Raw genomic sequence first — 20391 nt, 5'->3', positions numbered from 1 at the left:
AAAAAAGGCAGCTGCCAAAGCTGCTTTTTTTGTGTCTGCTTTCGGTAGGATTGCGACATGAGTGTTGTGCTGATCCTGATTGCCGTTGCGGCGCTGGCCTTGTGTTTACTGGTCTGGTTGCTCTCGCGTTTGCGCGATGACTCCAGACCTTCGTCGTTTTCAACGCCTGCGTCAGCGGCTGACAAACCGGCGGGTGCGGTCAGCGCGCAGGCGCAGTCGCAGGCATCACTATCAAATAAAGAGCTACCAGCACATGCAGATAAAGCGCCAGAGGCCAATAAGGATGTGAGCTTTCGCATGCAAGGCGAGCGCGGCATGGGGGGGCCGATCTTTGGCGATGTGATGTGTGCTGACGGTGTCTACCTGCCCCATGTCTGGGAGAGTGATCTGCATACCTCGTACGACGGGCGCTGGTTGCGCACGGGCTTTTACGACAGCGAAACTGCGCATCTTGTGGACCGCAAATCACGCCGTAGCTGGCTGATTTCAAAGGGCGACGCTGAGGTGCTGGACGCTGTGCACTGGCGCGTGCCGCGCTGGAATGGCGAGACTCTGAACGAAAGCGGCATTGCAGACGATGCGCATGTGGTCATGTCCGATGCCAGTTTTGAAGCCTGGCTGGCCGCGCATGTGGACGCCACGGCCCAGCCGCTGGTGGCTCTGCGCGATATCTGGGTGCCGCTGGAGTGCGTACCTGCAGAAGCGGGTGACCAGCAGCCACACCTGCCTGTGGCACCGCCAGTACTGCGAGAAGATGGGAAAACGCAGGCACCCAATGTGGCTGCGCCCGAGCTGACGGTGGAGCGCCACTGGCCCGCATCGCTGCGCAGCTTGTCTGACCCGCTGCAGCCTCTGCGCCAGGCCAGCTGGGCGCTTAGCATGAATGGCAAGCCCACCGGATGGCTGCTGGATCAGGACCCCGCCATGGTCTGGCGTGACGATGGACAGGGGCTGGCTCTGTATGCCACCCCCGATCAAGGTGAGGACAGTTATCTGCGCCGACTGGTGGTCTGGATGGCAGAGCAGAACTGGCAGCAATGGCCCCAGCCCCTGCCTGCCGATCGCAAGTCTTGGGCGGTAGAGCCTTTCTGGCCCGATGAAGTAGACCCGCGTGCACCGCTGCAATGGAGTGGTTCCGTGTTGCTGCAGCGCGTGCAGGTCGATACCGCTGATCTTGAGCGGCTGCATGACGGCACCAGCCTTAGCTGCGTGACCAGTCGCACCGAAACCTGTGCCGGGCATGCGGCAGATGGGCAAGTGCAGCTCAGGGCTCAACCCGTCACCACCTTTTGCTGGCTGCGTGACCCGGCCCAGCCCCATGTCTGGCGTGCGCAAAGCGATCCGGTAATGGGCAAACCGCTGATCTGGACGCTGAGCAAAGAAGCCAAGGATGAGCAGGGCGAGACATCGGCCTGGAATCTGCAATGGGGCGACAAGCACCTGAGCGGTAGCTGGACTCTGGAGCATGTGATCGTCAAAGGGCGCTGGGCCGTGCTCATGCCTTTTGGGCGTGCGCCAGAGCGTGGCGGTGCAGGGCAGATTCAAATCTGGGACGGTGAACGCCTGCAGACGGTGGATTTACCTTGGCCGGTAATGCGCCTGTGCCCGTTGCCTGCGCTGGATGGCAGCATGGCAATGCGCGTGGAGCTGATTGCGCTGACAGCCTGCCTGGATGAAAAGGACTGGAATCCCAGCACGGGCAGCTGGCGCTGGAATATGCATTCGGTTTCGTCCAGCCATCTCTCGCGCCCGGACTGGCGCGCGCTTTACCAGTGCCGTGAAATTGCCCCCGATGCCCAAGGCCACTGGCGCTTGCTGCCGCGCTGGCGCGAGGCCAAGCAAATTCAGCACCCCTGCGCTGACGGCGATTATGTCTGGCGAGATGCCGTGCGTGGCGATGCCCTGTGGTGGTGGGGCGGGCAGAACGAACGGCTCAACAGCTACTGGAGCGAGGACGAATGCCGCATCGAAGGCGTGAGCATGACGCGCAGCGGTCTTGCTCTATGCGGTACTGGGCCTGGTGCTTGCCCGCATCCTGCAGGGGAAGGCTGGGCAGTCTTGGAGTATGTGGAGCGCCGCTATGGCAAGCCCGACCAGTGGAAGCTGCACTGGCTCAACCCCGTTGAAAAAGAAGTGCGCACGCTGGAGCTGGCGGTCAATATGCCCCAGCTCAAGGGCTGGGACACACAGGGCCTGCACTGGACTGATCTGGCGCCTGAAGAGGGCGATGCAGAAAAGCGAGAAGTGATTGCGCCGCAACTGGTGACGCTATCGATGTGGAACCGGGCCGAGGTCGAACCGTTGCGCCAAGGCCCGGGCGGGCTTTGGCTGCGCAAGCAGGATCTGCGCTATGCGGAGACTTTGCTTGGGCAGTATGATTGCCCTTGGGCTGGATAACCCCCTGAGAGGCTTTGCCTCTTCCCCCAAGGGGACGACAGCATCGCTACGGGGTGGCCCTTGCTTGCTGTCTCTTGGCTGGGGTGTGCTTGACTTGCGGTCTGTTTACTGACGTGCAGTCCGCACGTTGGCGGGCAGGGCGCCGGGGTGGCTGGTGCGGAAGGGGTTGATATCCAAGCCACCACGGCGGGTGTAGCGGGCATAGACCGAGAGTTTGATGGGTTTGCAGCGTGCCCAGATGTCCATGAAGATGCGCTCCACGCATTGCTCATGGAATTCGTTGTGGTTGCGAAAGCTCACCAGATATTGCAGCAGGCCTTCCTGGTCGATTTGTCCTCCGCTGTACTGGATCTGCACGCTACCCCAGTCGGGCTGGCCGGTCACCAGGCAGTTGCTCTTGAGCAGGTGGCTGACCAGGGACTCGGTCACGGGCGGCTCGTCTTGTTTGGCGGTCAGCAGCTCGGGGGCGGGCGTGTACTGTGTGCATTCCACATCGAGGCGGTCCAGCAGGAGGCCGTCCAGCTCATGCACTTTCTGGGCGTCGAATTGCTCTGCCTCCAGCAGGCGCACGCCAACGCTACCCTTGCTTTCGCTGCCGCGCCAGGCCGCTTCGGCCAGGTCGGTGCGCAGCAGGGCCAGCACTTCGCTGGCGTCGGCAAAGCGGGTGTTGTTGAAGCTGTTGAGATAGAGCTTGAAAGACTTGCTCTCGATCAGGTTCGGCGTCTCGCAGGGGATGGTGAAGTGCATCAGCGCAACCTGGGGCTTGCCGCGCAGGTTGAGCCAGGAAAGCTCGAAGGCCGTCCAGAGGTCGGCACCAAAGAAAGGCGGGTTGCTGCCCGCGCCGATTTCTTCGCGCTTGGTCAGGCGAGGCAGGGGGAAGAGCAGGGACGCGTCGTACTGGTCCACATAGGCCGAGCTTTTGCCCAGCTGCGATTGTTCAGGTGTTTGCATGATCGAAAAACAGATTCGCCAGCAGCAAAAACAATAGCTGCCAGCGCTTTATTAGTAAGGGGTTGAGCCGTTTTTTACTTGAACTCGCGTTCTCGCAGCCACTTGGTGGCAATCCACTTCTCTCCCTCCAGTACGGGCGCGCCGCCGTGCAGGGTTTTGGTGGCCGGATCGGGCCGGTCGTAGCTGAAGAATACGGCATTGCCACGGCGGGGAACGATCTCTAAGCCCACATCGGGGAAGGTGGTGCCACCGCCGCGTGTTGGCTCGTTCAGATACATGACCAGTGTGCCCACGCGCTGACCACCACGTTTGAGGATGGTAGGTGTGCCGGGTTCGTTGGGCGCAAAGTAGTCGTAATGGGGCTTGTATTCAGCCCCCGGGCGGTAGTGCAGCACTTGCAGGCCTTCGCCGTTTTCAATAGGCCAGTTCAGCAGGCGGGCAATGCGCGCTTCTATGCGGCTGATGAGCGCCAGCTCACCGCGCTGGAAGAACATGCCGTTGCTGGTGCGGTCGTCATTGAGGGCTTCGCCGCCGCTCTGGTTGTCAACCGTCAGCGATCGCTGCATGCGTGGGCTGGCGGCGGCAATGATGGCGTCACACTCTTCATCCGACAGCAGATTGCCAAACACCACCACGCGCGGGTGGCGCATGTTCATGAGCACATGAACCTCACGGTCGCCTGCATCCATGCAGCAGGGGGCTGTTTGCAGATCGGGCCCGGGCAGGTGGCCGTCATGCGCGCTCTGCTGCGCCTCGCTTTGCGGATTGAGTGCATCAAAAGGGTGGGGCAGGTCGCCCACCTCTGGCAAGACCAGGGCACGGCGTGCCAGATGCTCAGCCCAGCCGGCCGTGCGCATGGAGTGCAGCAGCGATGGCAACGGAACACCGGCTGCGCTTTGCGTACGTATCCATTGCATCAGCTCAGGAGTCAAGCCGGGCGGGGTGGCGAACTGGTCTGGGGTGGATGTGCTCATGGTGGCTATGCTAGTGCGCACTGCGCTCAATTTCAATGCGCTTTAGTCTTCACGCTTTCGTCGAAACACCAGCTTACTGGGTGTACTGACCTGTTCGGCCAGTGAATAGCCTTCCAGATCAAATTTGCGCAGGTCTGAGACCTTTTTGGCCTTGTGCTGCACGGCCCAACGCACCATCAGGCCCCGCGCACGTTTGGCGTGGAAGCTGATGATTTTGTATTTGCCGCCCTTGAAGTCCTCGAACGCGCATTCCACCACAGGAGCTTTGAGTGCTTTGAGGTCGACGGATTTGAAGTATTCCTGCGACGCAAGGTTGACCAGGATGCGCTCGGTCTCGGGCTGCTCGCCACTGCGATCATTCAGGTAGTCCGCAATCTGCGTTCCCCAGAACTGATAGAGGTTGCTGCCCTTGGCATTTTCAAGTCTTGTGCCCATTTCCAAGCGATAGGGCTGGAGCAGATCAAGCGGGCGAAGAGCGCCGTAAAGGCCGCTGAGAATCACCACATGTTCTTGGGCCCAGTCCAGCTCCTTGGGCTTGAGGCTGGCGGCATCCAGCCCCTCATACACATCACCATTGAAGGCGAGTATGGCCTGGCGCGAGTTCTTGGCGGTGAACTTTGGACTGAAGGCTTCGTAGCGCCCCACGTTGAGTACGGCCAGCTTGTCGCTGATGCTCATCAGCTGAGAGAGTTGCTGGGGCGACTTCTCGCGAAGCACTTCAATCAGCTCAAGCGGCTGCTTTTTGAAGACCGGCAGCGTGTGCTGCAGATCGGCGGGGACAGGGCTTTCGTAGTCCAGTGATTTGGCCGGAGAAATCAGAAACAGCATGGCTTGACACTAAAAATCAGAAGACGATCAATGAAAAAGGGCCAGGGCCCATCCACCGAAGTGAACAGCGCCCTTGGCCCTGTGATGCCGGAAGGCAGTCTGCTTAGGCGTTGTTGCCGGCAGCCTGTTCTTCCTTTTCAAATGGCAGCTGCATCAGGCTCAGATCCTTGCGAGTCTCAACCAGAACCAGCGGGCCTTCATCGTGCACCACGGGCGCTGGGCGCTCGCGGGGGATGTGCACCGGCTTGGGCTCTGCAGCAATCGCGGCTTGCACAGCAGCGATTTTTTCAGCGTCAGAGTTGACCCACTGCAGGCCCGATGCTGCAGCCAGAGCTTGCAGTGCGGGAATGGGCAGGTCATAAGCATCGGCCTTGACTGCTGCGGGGGCAGGAGCCGGAGCAGCCACCACAGCAGGTGCAGGCACGGGTGCTGCTACTGCTACTACGGGTGCTTGGGCTTGCACTACTGGTGCCTCCACTGTTTCAGCAACCACAGCCTGAGCCAAAGGTGCTGGAGCTGCAACTGGTGTGGCCACCGGAGCTGCAACAGCGGCTTCGGCGATTGCAGCGGCAGGAATCACCGCCGGTGCAATGGCTGGCGCTGCAGCCACCGGTGCTTGCACTTGTATAGCAGCAGGCGCTTGATCTGCCTGGGCTTGAGCCGCAGCAGTGTCAAAGTAGCTGCGGCGTGCAGGCTGCTCGCCAGAGTCTGCAACCGCAGGTGCTGCAGGGGCTATCACCGGAGCTTGCATTTCGGAAGGCACCAACATTTCTTCAGTCTGACCTTCGACCTGGTTTTCACGAGGCGCACGGTCGCGACGGTCACGGCCGTAGCGATCACGCGAGCGGCGCTGACGTGGCTCACGTGTGGATTCGCCTTGTCCGTCTTGTCCTTGGGCTTCAGAGCCTTCCACTTGTGCAGAAGTCATTGCTGCTTCATCGGCCACAGGCTGCATTGCGGGCTGCACTTCGGGGTTGCGGTTCTGGCGCTCACGGCGGCCTTCGCCACGTTCACCTCGTTCAGCACGATCGCCGCGCTCTGGACGCTCAGCGCGGTCACCACGTTCCTGGCGGTTACGCTCGGGCTTGGGGGCAGCCTGGGTGTTGAACTCTTCGTTGACGCTCAGAGCGGCATCTGCCACTTGTGGCTGGCGCTCGTCACGACGTTCGTTGCGTTCACCATTGCGGCGGTTGCCGCGCTCGGGGCGATCCTGGCGCTGTTGCTCAGGGCGCTCGTTGCGCTGCTGCTGTTGCTCACCATCGCGGCCGGGGGCATTACGACGGGCGTTGTTACGATCACCGCGCTCTGTGCGCTCGCCAGCATTACGGTCGTTGCGTTCGCTACGGTCACCGCCGCGCTCATTACGCTCGTTGCCACGTTCATTGCGATCACCACCGCTGCGGCGGTTGCGGTCACCGCCACGGCCTTCACCTCGGCGGCCATCACGGCTGCCTTCGCGGGCCAGAGGTGCGGGCGCCTCGGCCACAGGGGCGGGAGCTACCACGGCGGCGGGGGCGCCAAAGCCAAACAGGTTCTTGAGCCAGGCAAAGAAGCCTTGCTCACGCACGGGTGGACGAGCAACTGCTGCCGGAGCAGGCGCTGCAGCGGGAGCGCCCGCTGTACCAGTGCGTGGCTGACGTGGAGCACGGGGCTCGGCAATCGGCGCTGGCGCATCAGGCAAAACACCCTTGATGACGGGGGTCTGCTTGTTGGTGGGTTCCTGCGAGCGGCGTGTGACGGTTGCCACATCTTCAGGCTCATCGGCCAGCTTGTAGCTGACTTCCATGGTCTCTAGGCGTGCGTCGTCGTGCTTCAGGCGTTCGAGCTTGTAGTGCGGCGTTTCCATGGACTTGTTAGGCACCATGAGCACGTTGACGCGCTGCTTGAGTTCAATTTTGGTAAGTTCTGCACGCTTTTCGTTGAGCAGGAAGGAAGCCACTTCCACTGGCACTTGGCAGTGCACGGCGGCCGTGTTGTCCTTCATGGACTCTTCTTGAATGATGCGCAGGATCTGCAGCGCCGACGATTCGGTGTCGCGGATATGGCCGGAGCCGCTGCAACGTGGGCAGTTGATGTGCGCGCCTTCAGACAGGGCGGGCTTGAGGCGCTGGCGGCTCATTTCCATCAGGCCAAACTTGCTGATGGTGCCGAACTGCACGCGGGCACGGTCCTGGCGCAAAGCATCGCGCAGGCGGTTTTCCACTTCGCGGCGATTCTTGGCCTCTTCCATGTCGATAAAGTCGATCACGATCAGGCCGCCCAGATCGCGCAGGCGCATCTGGCGCGCCACTTCGTCAGCGGCTTCCAAGTTGGTGCGGGTGGCGGTTTCCTCGATGTCGCCGCCCTTGATGGCGCGGGCCGAGTTCACGTCCACCGATACCAGTGCTTCGGTGTGGTCGATCACGATGGCGCCGCCCGATGGCAGGGTCACAGTGCGCGAGTAGGCGGATTCGATCTGGTGCTCGATCTGGAAGCGCGAGAACAGGGGGGCGTCGTCGCGGTAGCGCTTCACGCGTGCTGCGTGTTCAGGCATCACATGTGCCATGAACTGCTGGGCCTGTTCGTAAATGTCGTCAGTGTCGATCAGGATGTCGCCGATGGCATCGCTGAAGTAATCGCGAATAGCGCGAATCACCAAGCTGGATTCTTGATAAATCAGGAAGGCGCCCTTGGCACCCTTGGCGGCGCCGTCAATGGCGTTCCACAGCTTGAGCAGGTAGTTCAAGTCCCACTGCAGCTCAGGTGCGGTGCGGCCGATACCTGCGGTGCGCGCAATGATGGACATACCCTTGGGGTATTCCAGCTGATCCATGGCTTCTTTGAGCTCGGCGCGGTCTTCGCCTTCGATACGACGCGACACACCACCACCACGGGGGTTGTTGGGCATCAGCACCACATAGCGGCCGGCCAGCGAGATGAAGGTGGTCAGGGCTGCACCCTTGTTGCCACGTTCTTCTTTTTCGACCTGAACGATCAGCTCCTGGCCTTCGCGGATCACATCGTTGATGCGAGCCTGGCTGGGAGAGACGCCTTCGGCAAAGTATTGCTTGGAGATTTCCTTGAAGGGCAGGAAGCCGTGGCGGTCTTCGCCGTAATCCACAAAGCAGGCTTCAAGGGAGGGCTCTACGCGGGTAACGACCGCTTTGTAGATGTTGCCCTTGCGCTGTTCGCGGCCTTCGATTTCGATTTCGTAGTCCAGCAGTTTTTGACCATCAACAATGGCCAAACGGCGTTCTTCAGACTGCGTTGCGTTAATCAGCATCCGTTTCATGATGCGTTTCCTTTATTCGTTTTCTGGGCACGTTGGTGATGGGCTTTTGCCACGGACCAACGTACCTTGACTGGTAATCAAAGACAGGCTCTACAGGAGCCGTAATGCCAGACGAACGCGTTGAAACGAATGAGGAATCTGGGGCGGTACAGGACTGCGCTACTGGCTTGATCTCAAGTCAGCAGCGGAGGTACAGGCCGGGGGACGAGCGGGAGCGGACGCGCATGCAATCGAGGAGTAAAAGAAGCCGAGGCGCGTGCTAGGGAGGTGGGTGGTTTCTTCAGGGCACAGCATCCCTCAAGGGCCGGCTGTGCCTTGCCCCAGAAGTTGATCAGCAATGTCCAGAAGATCCACATGCTCGTTGTGATCACCGGTAGTTGCAGGCTGCTTTTGCCTGGGTCAACTGCCGGGGTGAGATTCCGTATCAGTGTTTCAATTCGTCAGCCTTTGCCAGGCTTTCACAGACTGCTGCAGCGCTTCTTGGCTGCAATTTGCGTGTGCAAAACTGGCGGGCATCGACCTGCCTGTGCGGTAGGGAATGGTTGTATGGACTAAACTCCATGAGAATCAACCACTTACAAGTAAGCTCGGCACAGGTGAAACACATTATAGAGGGCAAACCGGCGCAGGACCGGTCCCAGAATACGACCGCCACTTCAGTACGCCTCCTGGAGGTCGATGAAGACTCCGCAGGACAGCGTCTTGATAACTTTCTCATGCGCCACCTCAAGGGGGTGCCCAAGACCCATGTCTACCGCATCATCCGCAGTGGCGAAGTCCGCATCAACAAAGGGCGCGTGAGCGCTGAGACCCGTGTTCAGACGGGCGATGTGGTGCGACTTCCGCCGGTCCGGATATCCGAAAAAGTGGCGGAAAAAGCAGAGCGCCCGGCGCCTGCTAAGGACTTTCCCGCCCTGTTGGAAGACGAACACATGGTCGCACTGTCCAAGCCAGCGGGCGTGGCCGTGCACGGTGGCTCTGGCGTGAGCTTTGGCGTCATCGAGCAGATGCGTCAGGCGCGGCCAGAATCCAAGTTTCTGGAGCTGGTACACCGGCTCGACCGCGAAACCTCGGGCATTTTGCTGGTGGCCAAGAAGCGCTCTGCGCTCATCCATCTGCAAGACCAGTTCCGTGAGCGTGAGACGGGCAAGACCTATCTGGCTCTGGTGCGGGGCGCATGGCCTGCCAACAAAAAGGTGATTGACCAGCCGCTGCACAAGTATTTGCAGGCGGACGGCGAGCGCCGCGTGCGCGTGACGACGGTGGATGACCCCGAGGGCATGCGTTCTATCACGCTGGTCAAGGTGCGTAAGGTGATGGAAGCCAGGCCCATGCAGGGTCTACCCGCCATGAGCTTGCTGGAAGTAACTATCAAGACCGGGCGAACTCACCAGATTCGCGTGCACCTGTCGTCGCAAGGTCATCCGATTGTGGGTGACGACAAATATGGCGATTTTGATCTCAACCGTCGTGTGCAAAAGCAGGGCCTCAAACGCATGTTTCTGCACGCCTGGCGGCTACAGTTCAACCATCCTGCCAGCGGCGAGCGAGTGGAGCTGCGCGCCGAATTGCCGCCGGAGCTGGCGGATTTTGTGAACTAAAAAGCCTGCATGACCACTGAAAACCATAGCGAAAACTATAGCAAGCAGCGCCCTCGCCGCTTCGATTTGATTGCATTTGACTGGGATGGCACCGTGGCTGACTCCACGGCCATCATCAGCCGTAGCATTCAAGATGCGGTGCGCGATGTTGGGGGCACAGTGCCCAGCGATGAGCAGGCCGCCTATGTGATCGGCATGGCGCTGATGCCAGCTCTGGCCAGAGCCGCCCCCGATGTGCCGCCTGAAAAATATCAGGAACTGGCCAATCGCTATCGTTTTCACTTCTTCAAGCGCCAGGACGATATCTGTGTGTTTGACGGCATCTTGTCGCTGCTGGCTGATTTGCGTGTACGCGGCCACTGGCTGACCGTGGCCACAGGCAAAAGCCGCATGGGCTTGAATCATGCGCTGCAAGACTCGCAGTTCAAAGGCTTGTTTGATGGCTCGCGCACGGCCGATGAAACCGCCGGCAAGCCCAGTCCGCTGATGCTCAATGAGCTGATGGCCGAGTTTGGTGTGGAGCCCGAGCGCACCCTGATGATTGGCGATACCACCCATGACTTGCAGATGGCTGTGAATGCCGGTTGCCCCTGCGTGGGTGTCTCCTACGGTGCCCATGCACCAGACAGCTTTGCCCAGTTCAATCCGCTGTTTGTGGCGGATTCGGCGGCGCAGTTGCGTGAATGGCTGCTGGCCAACGCCTGAACAGGCGGGAGGATGAGCATGACAGGGATGGATATGACGCCCATGGACATGACAGATAGCGTGGAACTGTGCCCCAGCGCCAATCTGGTCGATAGTGGGCGGGCCTTTGGCTTTGATGTGCTGTACGCGGGTCAGAGCAGCCGCGCCTTTGCCATTCGCTATCAGGGGCAAGTTCATGCGTACCTGAATCGCTGCAGCCATATCCCCATGGAAATGGACTACCAGGACGGTCAGCTTTTCGATGACTCGGGGCGCTGGCTGTTGTGTTCTACCCACGGTGCGGCCTATGAACCTGACAGCGGAGCCTGTTCAAGCGGGCCTTGCCGGGGCGGATTGGTGAAAATTGCCTTGAGTGAAAGCGGCGGCGTGGTGCGCTGGCATACTGCCCCACAACTAAAACCTTTAAAGTTTTGAGATGAGCTCCCCAAACACCCCTGATAACAATGACTCCCAGCCGCATGTAACGCCGGGCGCGGACCTTTGGTCCAACGCGTCCGCTGCGCCAGCTGCGTCCGCCGAGGCGCCTTCTGCAGCCAAGGCCTCAGGGGGCGCTGGCTGGGAGCGCGATGTGCTGGAAAAGCTGGTCTTCGCATCCATCAAGGAGCAGCGTGCCTCGCGTCGCTGGCGCTTTTTCAGCCGCCTGCTGTGGTCGGTGGTCGTGCTGCTGGTACTGTGGGTAGTGTTCTTCAAAGACACGGCCACCAAGACCAGCACGACACCCCATACGGCCGTGGTTGAAATCAAGGGTGAAATCGCCTCGGGGGCTGATGCCAGCGCCGAGTTTGTGGTTGCCGCCATGCGCAGCGCTTTTGAAGACTCAGGCTCACGCGCTGTGGTGCTGCTGATCAACTCTCCCGGTGGCAGCCCTGTGCAGGCGGGCATCATCAACGACGAGATGGTGCGTCTCAAGGCCAAGTACAACAAGCCTTTGTATGCCGTTGTGGAAGAGTCTTGCGCCTCTGCCGCTTATTACATTGCTGCCGGAGCGGACGAAATTTTTGTAGACAAAGCCAGCATCGTCGGCAGCATTGGCGTGCTGATGGATGGTTTTGGCTTTACTGGCGTAATGGACAAGCTGGGTGTAGAACGCCGTTTGCTGACCGCAGGCGAGAACAAGGGATTCCTTGATCCGTTCAGCCCCATGTCGGCTCAGCAAAAAGAATTTGCCAAAGAGATGCTGGAGCAAATTCATCTGCAGTTCATTGGTGTGGTGAAGGCAGGGCGTGGTGACAAGCTCAAAGAAACGCCTGAAATGTTCAGCGGCCTGTTCTGGACCGGTCAGCAGGCCATAGAGCTGGGTCTGGCCGACAAGCTGGGCAGCCTCGACTACGTGGCGCGTGAAGTGGTCAAGGCCGAAGAGGTCATTGATTACACCCGCCGGGACAACGTGGCCGAACGTCTGGCAAAGAAGTTTGGTGCAGCCATTGGATCCGGTTCGGTGCAGGCCATGCGCGGCCTGGTGCCTGCGATACGCTGATTGGTGAAGAAAAGTGCTCCTAGCGCTTGTGTATAAAGCGCAAGCAGCTATCAATACTGAAAAAGCCCGCTGTAAATACAGCGGGCTTTTTTGTTGCTGAGGCTTTGGGTGTTTTATCGACCGATGGAGAACACCACCGGCGTGCGGTTGTCGGGCGGCGCGTTGCGCTGCTTCCATTCGCGCACCAGATGGCTTTCAATGCGCGCAGTCTCCAGTGTCAAGCCGCTGGCCAGTGCCAGACGGGTATTGGGCTGCAAGGTCTGCAGCAGCGCTTGCCACAGTGCTGCGTTGCGGTAGGGCGTTTCGATGAATTGCTGGGTCTGGCCATGGCGCAGAGCCAGGCTTTCCAGTTCCTTGAGGCGTGCGGTGCGCTCGGCGCCATCCTGAGGTACATAGCCCACAAAGGCGAAATTCTGGCCGTTCAGGCCGCTGGCAGCCAGACCCAGCAACAGCGAAACCGGGCCGATCAGCGGCACGACGCGAATACCCAGATCATGCGCGGCGCGCACGATGGAGCTGCCGGGGTCGGCCACGGCGGGCATGCCGGCTTCGCTGATCAGGCCTATGTCCTCGCCTGCAAGGGCTGCTGCCAGCAGGGGCTTGGGGTCAAACACGGCAGCGCCCTTGTTGCCGTGGTCGCCCTTTTTATGGGCTTCGCGTGGTAGCTCGACAATGTTCTGGGCTTGCAGCGGAGCTGCCAGTGGAAACAGTGCATCAATACGCTTGAGGTAAGCACGGGCCGTCTTAGCGTTTTCGCTGATCCAGTTCGTCAGCGATGCGGCGCGGCGCAGCGTGCCTTCGGGCAGAACTTCGGTCAGTGCGGTCTGGCTATCACAGCCAAAATCGAGTGGGGCGGGTACCAGATAAAGGGTGCCTGCTTTGTTTTTAGGAGTGTTGCTCATGGCAGAACCACTCCCGCAGCGCGCAGCAACTGGCAAGTGCGAATCAGCGGCAGGCCGATCAAGGCCGTGGGATCGTCGCTAATGATGGCGTCGAGCAAAGCAATACCCAGGCCTTCGCTTTTGGCGGAGCCAGCGCAGTCATAGGGCTGCTCGGCGCGCAGATAGCGCTCAATTTCGGCGTCATTCAGCTCGCGAAAGCGCACCTGCACCGTCACCACGCTGGATTCCATGAAGCCCGTTTCTGCGCAAGTCACGCAGACGCCGGTGTGGAAATTCATCTGGCGGCCGCTCATTTGGCGCAACTGCTCGGTGGCGCGCTCGTGTGTACCGGGCTTGGATAGCGGTTGTCCATCCAGCTCTGGCACCTGGTCGGAGCCGATCACGATGGAGCCGGGATGCAGCTTAGCCACGGCTTGGGCCTTGGCCTGTGCCAGGCGCAGACTCAGGTCATAAGGGGTCTCGTCGCTCAACGGGGTTTCATCCACCTCGGGCGACACTGTTTCAAACGGCAGTTGCAGGCGGCTGAGCAGCTCACGCCGATAGCGGGAGGTGGAGCCGAGAACCAATGGGCGCTCAAGGCGTCCGGTAATCAATAAGTCAGGCATTGCGGGATTCTCTTACACTCGCTACATGAGCAAGGATTTTTCTGCGACCCGGCTTGAAGTGCGTAACTTCGCGCAAGCCGATGGTCATTTGCATGGTCAAGCCCCATTGTCGGACTTCAAGCGTCTGGCAGCGGATGCGCTGGCTATTACGGGCGAGCCACCATTGGTGCACTGGGAGGCTGAAGGCGAGCTGGTTGAAGAAACCGGCGGCGCAGGCCATGTCTGGCTGCACCTGTCCGCTGAGGTAGAGCTGCCAATGACCTGCCAGCGCTGCCTGACTGAGGCCCATATTCCCCTTTATGTGGATCGGTCATTTCGCTTCGTTACAGACGAAGCAACGGCAGAATTGGAAGATGACGACAGCGATGAGGATGTGCTGGCAATGAGCGGCGAATTCAATCTGCTGGAGCTGATTGAAGACGAGCTGCTGATGGAAGTCCCCGTGGTGCCACGCCATGAGGTCTGCCCGGTGCCGGTCAAGCTGGAGGTCGTTGATCCCGACTTCGAGCAGGCAAGCGAGGAGAAAAAAAATCCTTTTGCCGTGCTGCAATCCCTCAATGTAGGCAAATCTGCCGACTGATCCAGATAAGAACGCGATGGGATTTGATTTTGCGTGAGTCACGAAATGCGTTTGCGCTATAATCGTGAGCTTCGCGCGAAACCCCCTCGTGTCTTTAATGGGCTGATCGCGTTTTTTTAGGACTTGCACAGACAAGAAAGTACGCACTTAACTGGTGTGTCAAAGGGCAAAAATTTTTGCTTGGTCTTTATGTGTGGGTCGTGTTACCAACCCTTTCAAGATACACAGGAGCCATCATGGCTGTTCAGCAAAACAAGAAGTCTCCCTCCAAGCGCGGCATGCACCGTTCGCACAACGCACTGAATGTGCCTGGAATCGCTGTTGAAGCGACTACTGGTGAAACTCACCTGCGTCACCACATCAGCCCTACCGGCGTGTACCGTGGACGCCAAGTGCTGAAGAACAAGTCTGAAGCCTAAGCGACGACTGCATTCGCAAAGCCCGTTGCTACATTATTTGTAGCAACGGGCTTTTGTTTTTCGAGGAGATATTTACAAAATCAGCCTTGTTGCACCGTCTCGCACAATGATCAAGCTGTTTTTGTAAATAACTCCTGCTCGGGTCCTGGACTCTACAACCTCTTACCCCAAGCCCTGATGGGCTTATCAGTCGCCCATGATTACTTTGGCTGTTGACTGCATGGGGGGCGATCATGGCCCCCGCGTCACGCTGGCTGCGTGCCGTCAGTTTTTGAATACTCACCCTGATGCTCACCTGTTGTTGGTCGGTAAGGTGGATGAGCTGAAAAATTTCAAGCATGAACGTGTCACCATCGTTCCTGCTACTGAAGTAGTGCGAATGGATGATCCTGTAGAAGTGGCTCTGCGCAGGAAAAAAGATTCGTCCATGCGCGTGACCGTTCAGCAGGTCAAGGAAGGCGCGGCTCAGGCGGCTGTTTCTGCGGGCAATACTGGCGCATTGATGGCTATCTCCCGCTATGTCCTCAAAACCCTTGATGGCATTGATCGTCCTGCGATTGCCTCTGGCTTGCCTAATTCCACCGGTGGCGAAACCACAATGCTGGACTTGGGCGCCAATGTGGATTGCTCGGCAGAGCATTTGCTGCAGTTTGCCGTCATGGGCTCGGCGCTGGTTTCGGCTCTCAAAAATACGGAAGCGCCTAGCGTGGGTCTGCTCAATATCGGTGAAGAACTGATCAAGGGTAGCGAAGTCATCAAGCGCGCCGGCGAGCTGCTGCGGGCAGCGGGCGAGGCTGGTAACTTGAACTTCTACGGCAACGTGGAAGGCAACGACACCTTCAAGGGTGTGGTGGATATTGTGGTCTGCGACGGTTTTGTTGGTAACGTTTCTCTCAAGACGACCGAGGGCGTGGCCTCCATGATCTCGGGCCTTTTGAAAGCGGAATTCAAACGCAACATTTTTACGAAATTTGCGGCCGTCATCTCTTATCCGGTGCTATCTGCACTGATGAAGCGCGTGGATCATCGTCGCTACAACGGTGCTGCCTTGCTGGGTTTGCGTGGTCTGGTCTTCAAAAGCCACGGATCGGCTGATGTGATGGCTTTCGAGTTCGCTCTGAAGCGCGCGTATGATGCAGCACGAAACAACCTGCTTGACCGTGTCCGTAGCCGTATTGCTGCGGCAGCGCCTTTGCTGCTGGCCGCTCATACGGAACCTGGAATTTCGACGCCCTGATAGAAGACATGAGACGCTACGCACGCATCACTGGCACTGGCAGCTACCTGCCTCCCCGTCGCCTGACTAATAACGACCTCGCGGCCGAACTGGCTCAGCGTGGTCTTGAAACCTCGGATGAGTGGATCGTTGAGCGCACCGGTATCCGTGCGCGCCACTTTGCTGCGCCTGATGTGGCCAGCAGTGACTTGGCTCTGGAAGCCAGTCGCAAGGCGATCGAAGCGGCAGGCATTACGGCGCAGGATATTGATCTGATCATTGTTGCCACGTCCACGCCGGACATGGTGTTCCCCTCGACCGCAGCCATCTTGCAAAACAAGCTGGGCATAACCAATGGCTGCCCAGCCTTTGATGTGCAGGCGGTCTGCAGCGGCTTTGTCTATGCGCTGACGGTGGCTGATTCCATGATTCAGTCGGGTGCAGCCAAGCGCGTGCTGGTGGTGGGTTCTGAAGTCTTCAGTCGTATTCTGGATTTCAACGATCGCACGACCTGTGTGCTGTTCGGTGATGGTGCCGGTGCCGTGGTGCTGGAGGCTTCTGATGAGCCCGGCATTCTGGCAGCCGAGCTGCACGCCGATGGCAGTCATGTAGGCATTCTTTGCGTGCCCGGACATGTGTCTGGCGGCAATGTGCTGGGTGACCCTGTCTTGAAAATGGATGGCCAGGCGGTCTTCAAGCTGGCGGTGAGTGTGCTGGATAAGGCTGCTCGCTCTGCGCTGGAGAAGGCGGGTCTGACGGACGCTGATATAGATTGGCTGATTCCTCATCAGGCCAATATCCGCATCATGCAAAGCACGGCGCGCAAGCTCAAGCTTTCCATGGATAAGGTGGTTGTCACTGTCGATCAGCATGGCAACACCTCGGCTGCCTCCATTCCGCTGGCGCTGGATCATGGCGTTCGCAACGGTCAGGTCAAAAAAGGCCAGACCGTTTTGCTCGAAGGCGTTGGCGGTGGTTTTACCTGGGGTGCAGTGCTCGTAAAGATGTAGCGCATCGGCGGATGCTAGGTAGGCGTTTAAGCTAAATTTAATACTAAGAAATATGAAGAAATTCGCATTTGTATTTCCCGGTCAGGGTTCGCAGTCCGTTGGCATGTTGGACGGCTGGGCGGATCATCCCGTGGTCGCACAAGCCGTGGCTGAAGCCTCTGAGGCACTGGGTGAGAATGTCGGCCAACTGATCAAGGAAGGCCCTAAGGAAGCGCTGGCTCTGACTACCAATACCCAGCCTGTGATGCTGGTGGCTGGTGTGGCTGCTTGGCGTGTATGGCAGGCTGAAGGCGGTGCGCTGCCTGATGCGGTGGCAGGTCACTCTTTAGGTGAATACTCGGCGCTGGTCGCTTCTGGTGTGCTGACGCTGGCTCAGGCGACGCCTCTGGTGCGTCTGCGTGCTGCTGCCATGCAAGATGCCGTGCCCGTCGGCACGGGTGGTATGGCTGCTGTGCTGGGTATGGATGCGGTCAAGGTGCAAGCGATCTGCGCTGAAGTGACTGCCCAGCTGGGCGGCGCTGAAGTGGTGGAAGCCGTGAATTTCAACGACCCATCGCAAACCGTGATTGCTGGCAGCAAGCTGGCCGTTGAAAAGGCCTGTGAGGCGGTGAAGGCGGCTGGTGCCAAGCGTGCTCTGCCGCTGCCGGTGTCGGCGCCTTTCCACTCCAGCCTGATGAAGCCTGCTGCCGAAAAGCTCAAGGCCGCGCTGGCCGATCTGAGCTTTGCTGCCCCCCAGATTCCTGTTATCAACAATATTGATGTGACCGTCCAAACGGACGCTGACGCGATTCGCGATGCGCTGTATCGTCAGGCTTTTGGTCCCGTGCGCTGGGTGGAGTGCGTGCAGGCCATCAAGGCCCGTGGCGTGAGTCATTTGATCGAATGCGGTCCCGGCAAGGTGCTGATGGGCCTGACCAAGCGGATTGACGCGGACCTGACGGGTGCCGCACTGTATGACCCAGCCACTTTGGCTGACGTGAAAGAATTGCTCGCATGACCGATAACCAGACCAAGCCCCAGGTTGCCCTGGTGACCGGTGCCACCCGTGGCATCGGCGCAGCCATCGCACAGGAGCTGGCCTCCAAGGGCTATCAAGTGATCGGCACGGCGACTTCTGACGCCGGTGCTGAAAAAATTTCGCAAGCTCTGTCCGCCTTTGGTGGCCGTGGCGTGACGCTGAATGTGACCGACGGCGCTGCTGTGGACGCACTGATTGACTCCATCGTGAAAAACGATGGCGGCTTGCATGTGTTGGTCAATAACGCCGGTATTACCCGCGACACCTTGGCCATGCGCATGAAGGATGACGACTGGGATGCCGTGATTGACACCAATCTGAAGGCCGTTTTCCGAGTCAGCCGTGCGGCTATTCGCCCCATGATGAAGCAGCGTTTTGGCCGCATTATCAGCATCACCAGTGTGGTTGGTGCATCGGGCAATGCCGGTCAGGTCAACTACGCTGCAGCCAAGGCTGGCGTGGCTGGCATGACGCGTGCTCTGGCCAAAGAACTGGGCAGCCGCGGCATCACCGCAAACTGCGTGGCTCCAGGCTTTATTGCTACCGACATGACGGCAGACTTGCCAGAGGCGCAGAAGGCTGCGCTGAAGGCGCAGATTGCCATGGGCGATCTGGGTCAGCCTAGCGATATTGCACATGCCGTAGCCTATCTGGCTTCGGCTGGTGCAGGCTATGTGACGGGGCAGGAATTGCACGTCAACGGCGGCATGTACATGTAAGAAATTTCGGCAGCAGTCGTGGCATTTGTCACACCTGCTGCCAGAAGCTGAACACTTTTGCAAGTTCAGTGGCCGTGTCCTCGCGACGGCCTGCCGCCAAGGGGCTTCTCCCGAAACGGCTAGAATCGCGGGTTCATTCACAACCCCCTGAGGGAAACCATGAGCGATATCGAAGCACGTGTCAAAAAAATCATTGCTGAACAACTCGGCGTTGAAGAGTCTCAAGTAACCAACGAAAAGGCCTTCGTGGCTGACCTGGGCGCTGACTCCCTGGACACCGTGGAACTGGTGATGGCCCTGGAAGATGAATTCGGCATCGAGATCCCTGACGAAGACGCAGAGAAGATCACGACGGTGCAAAACGCCATCGACTACGCAAACACCCACCAAAAGGCCTAAGGGTCTTTTTTCAGCGATCAGTTAAAGGTTTGAACGCATGAGCCGTCGTCGCGTTGTCGTGACCGGTCTGGGTTGCATTTCCCCCGTGGGTAACACGGTGGGAGACGCCTGGGCCAATCTGTTGGCCGGCCAGTCCGGTATTGGTCTCATTTCCAAGTTCGATACGTCGAACTTCTCCTGCAAGATTGCGGGTGAGGTCAAGGGATTTGATGTGGAGAAGTACATGAGCGCGAAAGATGCGCGCACCATGGACAGCTTCATTCATTACGGTATCGCGGCTGCGGAGCAAGCCGTTTTAGACGCGGGCCTGCCTACGGGCGATGCCCTGTCCGAAGACCTGGCCACACGCATTGCTTGCGTGATCGGCTCGGGTATCGGAGGTCTGCCGCTGATCGAGAACACTCACGCAGAACTGGCTGCGCGTGGCCCTCGCCGCGTTACGCCGTTCTTCGTGCCTGCTTCCATTATTAATATGGTGGCAGGGCATGTGTCCATGCGATTTGGCTTCAAGGGGCCGAATCTGTCGATCGTGACAGCCTGCACAACAGGTCTGCACTGCATCGGCGAAGGCGGACGCATGATCGAATACGGCGATGCTGACATCGTCGTGGCTGGTGGCACGGAAGCGACTGTGTCGCCTCTGGGCGTCGGTGGCTTTGCAGCCATGCGTGCGCTTTCTACGCGCAACGACGACCCCAAGGCTGCCTCGCGCCCCTGGGACAAGGACCGCGATGGCTTTGTTCTCGGCGAAGGTGCTGGTGTGCTGGTGCTCGAAGAGTACGAACATGCCAAGGCCCGTGGTGCCAAGATTTACGCGGAGCTGTCTGGCTTTGGCATGAGTGCCGATGCAGGTCACATGACAGCTCCCAGCATGGACGGCCCCCGTCGCGCCATGCTCAACGCTTTGCGCAATGCTGGTGTGAACCAGGATCAGGTCAACTACTTGAATGCGCACGGCACATCGACCCCCCTGGGCGATACAAATGAGTCCAACGCCATCAAGGCGGCCATGGGCGAGTACGCCAAGAAGGGTCTGGTGGTCAGCTCGACCAAGTCCATGACAGGTCACCTGCTGGGTGGCGCTGGTGGTATTGAGAGCGTGTTCACCGTGATGGCTCTGTACGATCAGAAGATCCCGCCGACCATCAACCTGGACAATCAGGACCCTGATTGCGACCTGGATTACTGCGCCAATACAGCGCGGGATGCCAAGCTGGAAGTGGCTGTGAAGAACAACTTCGGCTTTGGTGGCACCAACGGTACGCTGGTCTTCAAGCGCATCTAAGCGATTCAATATCGTGGCGTCGTTCTGACGACTG

General features: G+C 59.1%; 19 protein-coding genes. 13 read left to right on the top strand and 6 right to left on the bottom strand.

Translation table 11 applies throughout. The features are described from left to right. Window positions 1-57 precede the first annotated feature (57 nt). On the top strand, window positions 58-2397 hold the full coding sequence (locus tag CLU84_RS15815; RefSeq protein ID WP_099738254.1) for a hypothetical protein: 2340 nt from the start codon (window positions 58-60) through the stop codon (window positions 2395-2397). A gap of 105 nt (window positions 2398-2502) precedes the next feature. On the opposite strand, the gene queF is transcribed toward CLU84_RS15815, so the two are convergent. From queF to CLU84_RS15795, 4 genes are all read right to left on the bottom strand, one after another. After that, window positions 2503-3348, bottom strand: coding sequence for an NADPH-dependent 7-cyano-7-deazaguanine reductase QueF (gene queF / locus CLU84_RS15810; RefSeq protein ID WP_099738253.1), 846 nt, complete (start codon window positions 3346-3348; stop codon window positions 2503-2505). A 74-nt stretch (window positions 3349-3422) separates the two neighbouring features. Next, on the bottom strand, window positions 3423-4322 hold the full coding sequence (locus CLU84_RS15805) for a 2OG-Fe(II) oxygenase (RefSeq protein ID WP_099738252.1): 900 nt from the start codon (window positions 4320-4322) through the stop codon (window positions 3423-3425). Between the two features lie 42 nt (window positions 4323-4364). Next, on the bottom strand, window positions 4365-5150 hold the full coding sequence (gene yaaA, locus CLU84_RS15800) for a peroxide stress protein YaaA (RefSeq protein ID WP_099738251.1): 786 nt from the start codon (window positions 5148-5150) through the stop codon (window positions 4365-4367). Between the two features lie 103 nt (window positions 5151-5253). Continuing rightward, entirely contained in the window at window positions 5254-8421 is a 3168-nt protein-coding gene (locus CLU84_RS15795; protein ID WP_099738250.1) for an Rne/Rng family ribonuclease, read from the bottom strand. A gap of 596 nt (window positions 8422-9017) precedes the next feature. On the opposite strand from CLU84_RS15795, the gene CLU84_RS15790 reads away from it, so the two are divergent. Genes CLU84_RS15790 through CLU84_RS15775 form a run of 4 tightly spaced genes read left to right on the top strand, consistent with a single transcriptional unit; the run spans window position 9018 to window position 12204 of the window. Further along, window positions 9018-10022 carry an RluA family pseudouridine synthase gene (locus tag CLU84_RS15790; RefSeq protein ID WP_369826870.1) on the top strand — a complete coding sequence of 335 codons (1005 nt, stop codon included), beginning with the start codon at window positions 9018-9020 and terminating at the stop codon, window positions 10020-10022. 9 nt (window positions 10023-10031) lie between these two features. Then, the gene (locus CLU84_RS15785; protein WP_099738248.1) at window positions 10032-10727 is read left to right on the top strand and encodes an HAD family hydrolase; all 696 of its coding nucleotides are present in this window, start codon (window positions 10032-10034) and stop codon (window positions 10725-10727) included. Between the two features lie 48 nt (window positions 10728-10775). Further along, entirely contained in the window at window positions 10776-11141 is a 366-nt protein-coding gene (locus CLU84_RS15780; protein WP_099739060.1) for a Rieske 2Fe-2S domain-containing protein, read from the top strand. A 1-nt stretch (window position 11142) separates the two neighbouring features. Then, window positions 11143-12204: a S49 family peptidase gene (locus CLU84_RS15775; RefSeq protein WP_099738247.1), complete on the top strand. Its 1062-nt coding sequence runs from the start codon at window positions 11143-11145 to the stop codon at window positions 12202-12204. 113 nt (window positions 12205-12317) lie between these two features. On the opposite strand, the gene CLU84_RS15770 is transcribed toward CLU84_RS15775, so the two are convergent. Both CLU84_RS15770 and CLU84_RS15765 read right to left on the bottom strand, forming a co-directional pair. Continuing rightward, window positions 12318-13106, bottom strand: coding sequence for an SAM-dependent methyltransferase (locus tag CLU84_RS15770; protein ID WP_099738246.1), 789 nt, complete (start codon window positions 13104-13106; stop codon window positions 12318-12320). After that, complete coding sequence (locus tag CLU84_RS15765) at window positions 13103-13711, bottom strand: Maf family nucleotide pyrophosphatase (protein ID WP_099738245.1); 609 nt, start codon at window positions 13709-13711, stop codon at window positions 13103-13105. Before CLU84_RS15765 ends, CLU84_RS15770 begins: the two co-directional genes overlap by 4 nt. Window positions 13712-13736: 25 nt before the next feature. On the opposite strand from CLU84_RS15765, the gene CLU84_RS15760 reads away from it, so the two are divergent. From CLU84_RS15760 to fabF, 8 genes are all read left to right on the top strand, one after another. Next, on the top strand, window positions 13737-14291 hold the full coding sequence (locus CLU84_RS15760; RefSeq protein ID WP_099738244.1) for a DUF177 domain-containing protein: 555 nt from the start codon (window positions 13737-13739) through the stop codon (window positions 14289-14291). Between the two features lie 236 nt (window positions 14292-14527). After that, window positions 14528-14710: a 50S ribosomal protein L32 gene (rpmF, locus tag CLU84_RS15755; RefSeq protein WP_099738243.1), complete on the top strand. Its 183-nt coding sequence runs from the start codon at window positions 14528-14530 to the stop codon at window positions 14708-14710. 196 nt (window positions 14711-14906) lie between these two features. Then, window positions 14907-15947, top strand: coding sequence for a phosphate acyltransferase PlsX (plsX, locus tag CLU84_RS15750; protein ID WP_099738242.1), 1041 nt, complete (start codon window positions 14907-14909; stop codon window positions 15945-15947). A gap of 8 nt (window positions 15948-15955) precedes the next feature. Then, complete coding sequence (locus tag CLU84_RS15745) at window positions 15956-16936, top strand: beta-ketoacyl-ACP synthase III (protein WP_099738241.1); 981 nt, start codon at window positions 15956-15958, stop codon at window positions 16934-16936. A gap of 52 nt (window positions 16937-16988) precedes the next feature. Further along, window positions 16989-17933 (top strand): ACP S-malonyltransferase, encoded by a 945-nt coding sequence (gene fabD, locus CLU84_RS15740; protein WP_099738240.1) that lies wholly within the window; start codon window positions 16989-16991, stop codon window positions 17931-17933. Beyond that, window positions 17930-18673 (top strand): 3-oxoacyl-ACP reductase FabG, encoded by a 744-nt coding sequence (gene fabG / locus CLU84_RS15735; RefSeq protein WP_099738239.1) that lies wholly within the window; start codon window positions 17930-17932, stop codon window positions 18671-18673. Before fabD ends, fabG begins: the two co-directional genes overlap by 4 nt. A gap of 159 nt (window positions 18674-18832) precedes the next feature. Continuing rightward, complete coding sequence (gene acpP / locus CLU84_RS15730) at window positions 18833-19072, top strand: acyl carrier protein (RefSeq protein ID WP_003058049.1); 240 nt, start codon at window positions 18833-18835, stop codon at window positions 19070-19072. 37 nt (window positions 19073-19109) lie between these two features. Then, window positions 19110-20357 carry a beta-ketoacyl-ACP synthase II gene (fabF, locus tag CLU84_RS15725; protein ID WP_099738238.1) on the top strand — a complete coding sequence of 416 codons (1248 nt, stop codon included), beginning with the start codon at window positions 19110-19112 and terminating at the stop codon, window positions 20355-20357. The last annotated feature ends 34 nt before the right edge of the window (window positions 20358-20391 follow it).

It is taken from the genome of Comamonas sp. 26 (genome assembly GCF_002754475.1).
Lineage (GTDB): Bacteria > Pseudomonadota > Gammaproteobacteria > Burkholderiales > Burkholderiaceae_C > Comamonas.
This window is presented reverse-complemented; position numbering and strand designations above follow the sequence as displayed.

Bases quoted from the DNA above. Each gene is read 5' to 3' on its own strand.
- CLU84_RS15770 (WP_099738246.1), bottom strand. From the start codon at position 13,106: ATGAGCAACACTCCTAAAAACAAAGCAGGCACCCTTTATCTGGTACCC.
- yaaA (WP_099738251.1), bottom strand. From the start codon at position 5,150: ATGCTGTTTCTGATTTCTCCGGCCAAATCACTGGACTACGAAAGCCCT.
- CLU84_RS15765 (WP_099738245.1), bottom strand. From the start codon at position 13,711: ATGCCTGACTTATTGATTACCGGACGCCTTGAGCGCCCATTGGTTCTC.
- plsX (WP_099738242.1), top strand. From the start codon at position 14,907: ATGATTACTTTGGCTGTTGACTGCATGGGGGGCGATCATGGCCCCCGC.
- CLU84_RS15785 (WP_099738248.1), top strand. From the start codon at position 10,032: ATGACCACTGAAAACCATAGCGAAAACTATAGCAAGCAGCGCCCTCGC.
- CLU84_RS15760 (WP_099738244.1), top strand. From the start codon at position 13,737: ATGAGCAAGGATTTTTCTGCGACCCGGCTTGAAGTGCGTAACTTCGCG.
- fabD (WP_099738240.1), top strand. From the start codon at position 16,989: ATGAAGAAATTCGCATTTGTATTTCCCGGTCAGGGTTCGCAGTCCGTT.
- fabG (WP_099738239.1), top strand. From the start codon at position 17,930: ATGACCGATAACCAGACCAAGCCCCAGGTTGCCCTGGTGACCGGTGCC.
- rpmF (WP_099738243.1), top strand. From the start codon at position 14,528: ATGGCTGTTCAGCAAAACAAGAAGTCTCCCTCCAAGCGCGGCATGCAC.
- queF (WP_099738253.1), bottom strand. From the start codon at position 3,348: ATGCAAACACCTGAACAATCGCAGCTGGGCAAAAGCTCGGCCTATGTG.
- CLU84_RS15775 (WP_099738247.1), top strand. From the start codon at position 11,143: ATGAGCTCCCCAAACACCCCTGATAACAATGACTCCCAGCCGCATGTA.
- CLU84_RS15780 (WP_099739060.1), top strand. From the start codon at position 10,776: ATGACAGATAGCGTGGAACTGTGCCCCAGCGCCAATCTGGTCGATAGT.
- CLU84_RS15805 (WP_099738252.1), bottom strand. From the start codon at position 4,322: ATGAGCACATCCACCCCAGACCAGTTCGCCACCCCGCCCGGCTTGACT.
- CLU84_RS15795 (WP_099738250.1), bottom strand. From the start codon at position 8,421: ATGAAACGGATGCTGATTAACGCAACGCAGTCTGAAGAACGCCGTTTG.
- acpP (WP_003058049.1), top strand. From the start codon at position 18,833: ATGAGCGATATCGAAGCACGTGTCAAAAAAATCATTGCTGAACAACTC.
- CLU84_RS15815 (WP_099738254.1), top strand. From the start codon at position 58: ATGAGTGTTGTGCTGATCCTGATTGCCGTTGCGGCGCTGGCCTTGTGT.
- CLU84_RS15745 (WP_099738241.1), top strand. From the start codon at position 15,956: ATGAGACGCTACGCACGCATCACTGGCACTGGCAGCTACCTGCCTCCC.
- fabF (WP_099738238.1), top strand. From the start codon at position 19,110: ATGAGCCGTCGTCGCGTTGTCGTGACCGGTCTGGGTTGCATTTCCCCC.